This is a genomic window from Turicibacter sp. (assembly GCF_017941855.1).
GTDB classification, from domain to species: Bacteria; Bacillota_I; Bacilli_A; order MOL361; family Turicibacteraceae; genus Turicibacter; species Turicibacter sanguinis.
Map to the genome: position 1 here is coordinate 1 of NZ_JAGAVR010000007.1, position 2,943 is coordinate 2,943.

At 33.7% G+C, this 2,943-nt stretch carries 7 protein-coding genes; all 7 read right to left on the reverse strand.

Going from position 1 to position 2,943, the window contains the following annotated elements; translation table 11 throughout:
• Positions 1 to 142: 142 nt before the first annotated feature.
• A complete protein-coding gene (locus J6D32_RS00945) occupies positions 143 to 511 on the reverse strand; it encodes a hypothetical protein (RefSeq protein ID WP_287467178.1) in 369 nt (122 codons plus the stop codon).
• Positions 501 to 725, reverse strand: coding sequence for a hypothetical protein (locus J6D32_RS00950; RefSeq protein WP_287467179.1), 225 nt, complete (start codon positions 723 to 725; stop codon positions 501 to 503). Before J6D32_RS00950 ends, J6D32_RS00945 begins: the two co-directional genes overlap by 11 nt.
• Positions 694 to 945 (reverse strand): hypothetical protein, encoded by a 252-nt coding sequence (locus J6D32_RS00955; RefSeq protein WP_287467180.1) that lies wholly within the window; start codon positions 943 to 945, stop codon positions 694 to 696. The genes J6D32_RS00950 and J6D32_RS00955 overlap by 32 nt, the downstream gene beginning before the upstream one ends.
• Complete coding sequence (locus tag J6D32_RS00960; protein WP_287467181.1) at positions 945 to 1,334, reverse strand: hypothetical protein; 390 nt, start codon at positions 1,332 to 1,334, stop codon at positions 945 to 947. The genes J6D32_RS00955 and J6D32_RS00960 overlap by 1 nt, the downstream gene beginning before the upstream one ends.
• Positions 1,335 to 1,348: 14 nt before the next feature.
• The gene (locus tag J6D32_RS00965) at positions 1,349 to 1,480 is read right to left on the reverse strand and encodes a hypothetical protein (RefSeq protein ID WP_287467182.1); all 132 of its coding nucleotides are present in this window, start codon (positions 1,478 to 1,480) and stop codon (positions 1,349 to 1,351) included.
• Positions 1,481 to 1,631: 151 nt separating this feature from the next.
• On the reverse strand, positions 1,632 to 2,480 hold the full coding sequence (locus tag J6D32_RS00970; RefSeq protein WP_287467183.1) for a DnaA ATPase domain-containing protein: 849 nt from the start codon (positions 2,478 to 2,480) through the stop codon (positions 1,632 to 1,634).
• Positions 2,413 to 2,943: conserved phage C-terminal domain-containing protein (locus J6D32_RS00975; RefSeq protein WP_287467184.1), on the reverse strand; the 531-nt coding region annotated here is incomplete at its 5' end. The genes J6D32_RS00975 and J6D32_RS00970, both read right to left, overlap by 68 nt.

The window sequence follows — 2,943 nt, forward strand, 5'->3', positions numbered from 1 at the left end:
GCACTTTTAGTTTTGATTGAAGCAACATAAGGAGAAACATCTAAATTGAACAACTTATTAAATAAATTTGAATCAAACTCTGTATAACCAAATTCCTCTAACTCTTCTTCCGCTAAGTCTACCTCTTTAATCTCTTCCATCATTAAACCTCCTTGATTGTGATTCTGTCCCCTGGGGAATCGTACGTATATTTGTTATAAAGTTCTTCATGTTCTTCTTTAAATTTCTTGTTGTCGAAACGCTTAGTAACATAACTTGAATATTTGACTTGATACATCTTCCCTACACCAACTGGCGCGCCTTCAAGTCCAATTCTAATATCTAATTCTAATTTTTTACGTTCCATATCAAGTTCAGAAATTTGTTTTTTTATTTGATTTAATCTATAAATTTTACACTCAGTATCGTCTGATAAATCATTTAGCAACAAAGTTCCACACTCATTACAAAACACAACATCATTTTCAATTTCGTACTCTGCCTCAATCCCGCACAAACATTTAATCTTCATCACTAATTACCTCGATAATCGTAACAACCTCAAACTCATTAACTTTAACGCAGTTAATCGGGTTAAAAATTTTTGGATAAATTCTTTTAACTTTTAAATGACCAAACTCCGAAATCGCACGATCAATCATTCTTATTTCTGTATGACCATTGATAACCAACGTCACCAAACTCCCTTGCTCTCTAATTAACTCGATTACATCCGATACAGTCACATTTAACGCCCCCAGTTTTTCTGATTAAGACTTCAATTTCTTCACCTTTAAACTCAAATTCCGTAATAGCATTTATTCTCGATGAAACCATTAGTGCTAAATCAATTAAATCCTGCTGATGTAATTCCATTCGTGGAATAATAAATGTCACGTACTCTAACCATGTAAATTCAATCAATGAATCGATATATGTGTTAAATATTTTGATAACTTGTCGCATTAAATCACATCCCACCATGTTGATTTTCTAATTTCGTTCACACAATCACTACAAATACGAATACCTTTGACGTTATGGATTCGCTCACGATTACCGCACATAACACAGCATACTTCACTTCGTTGAACTGTAATAATTCCTTGATTCATCTTAATTAGCACATAAGTACATCCAGGTATCGACAATTTGCGTCTATACTCGATTGGAATTTTAACTCGCCCCAAGCTATCTACTTTAGTCAAAATAAAATCAGCAACAGGCTCTTTTGATAAAAAAATCATTTCATCATCACGTCCCATATAGATAGGTGAATTTTTTTCGATTCCTAATGTTTTTGAAATTTGTCTAGGGATTACTAATCGCCCCAATTCGTCGATTCTACGTTCCATTACTCTTCCTCCTATTATTTAACAATTGTTACTTCAATCGTATTTGAATCTAATATTTTAAAGGTAGTCTCACTACCTGGACTGTTCGATATCAGCTGTGCTAAATCCACGTGCTCTATTTGTGTTATGAAAGATATTTTTTCCAACCTTAATTTCTCCTACATTTTTTTAAAATTTAATGAATAAATTGATTACTGACCGGCTATACTGTATAATGTGAATGAATTATCTCGCAAAAATAATTCGTCAAGGTTAAAGGCATACTGTTCGAGCAGTGTGCTTTTTTTATTGGCAAAATCATAGCTTGACCAATCCCTTAAATCTGTAATTCTTATCTTCATCCTTACCTACTTGAACCGTGAAGCGCTCTGTTGCCTTTTGGAACATGCGTCCTGCTAACGCTTCATCTAAATTTCTAATCTCATCAATCGTCATTTCCGACGAGATAATGGTAGGTAGATTGTTGTTATAGCGATAATTGATAAGGTCAAATGCTAATTTGATATCATTGTCTGTGTGTCTGCCTTTGAATAAATCATCGATATATAGCAATTCTGCCTTAGCGTGGTCGTAAAAGTAATGATCTCTATCAAATTCAAATCGCAACTTATTCATCTTCTCCACGTAATCGTTCCAAATCATGTATTTAACTTGCGTGTATTTACGTTGATCTTCGTCATACCGTGTCATTCTTTCGTTGCAAATCGATGAACAAATCATTGTCTTACCGCAACCACTCTGTCCAAGCGCCAAAAACCACTCTGTACGGGCATTTAGGATGTAGTCCTTAACTTTATCCCTCATAACCACTTGAAAAGGCTCTGTGGCTTTAAAATCGCGTAATCTGTGCGTCAATAACTCTCCCATATTACTCTGTTCTGCAATTTTCTTGGATTTTCGAACTTTCATACATTCACAATCGTCAATTTTAGATGAATCTGTTTCGGCTACATAAATTGATACGAATCCTTTGTTAAGGCATATCTGACAGTCAAACCCTGTTAGGTTGCCTTTTTTTGCGTTATCTAACTCTACAAGCTGTTGAGTTACTGTTTTACCGGTTGAATCATAATCATCATTAGAGAATTTCGAGTCCCAATCTATCTCTTTTAACGCCATTGGCATCAGTTCTGATAGTGACTTCATTTTTATTCCCCCCTGTTTCTTCATTTAAATAACTTTCAAACTTAGAGCCAAAAAGAGTACTTGGTCTTAAATATCTTGACATTTTTTTGTCGTTCATCCATTGAGCCGTTTTAATATCAATGACTTTCTTGAAATCATCAACGGTGAATTTCTTTTTAAATCTAGCTCTAATGTATCTTTGATTCTCTTCAGATGTAGCTTTGAAATGTTTACCTGTTTTTTGATTTAAATAATCAATAATTTCTGCATATGGAATAGGTGTCGTCGGGCTCTGCTCGACAATATCTCTTTTATTAACTGTATTATTAAATGTATTATTAAAGGATGTATTATTATCCTTAACCTTTTTTTCTATAGGGGTATGGAAATTATTTTCCATAGGGTGAGGAAGATTTTTTCCATAGGTAGCGAAATTATTTTCCATAGGTGCGATATATAATCTACGTTCTTTTATTTCTTTTGA

Coding starts and splice junctions, on each gene's coding strand:
- J6D32_RS00955 (WP_287467180.1), bottom strand. CDS start 945: ATGCGACAAGTTATCAAAATATTTAACACATATATCGATTCATTGATT.
- J6D32_RS00960 (WP_287467181.1), bottom strand. CDS start 1,334: ATGGAACGTAGAATCGACGAATTGGGGCGATTAGTAATCCCTAGACAA.
- J6D32_RS00970 (WP_287467183.1), bottom strand. CDS start 2,480: ATGAAGTCACTATCAGAACTGATGCCAATGGCGTTAAAAGAGATAGAT.
- J6D32_RS00945 (WP_287467178.1), bottom strand. CDS start 511: ATGAAGATTAAATGTTTGTGCGGGATTGAGGCAGAGTACGAAATTGAA.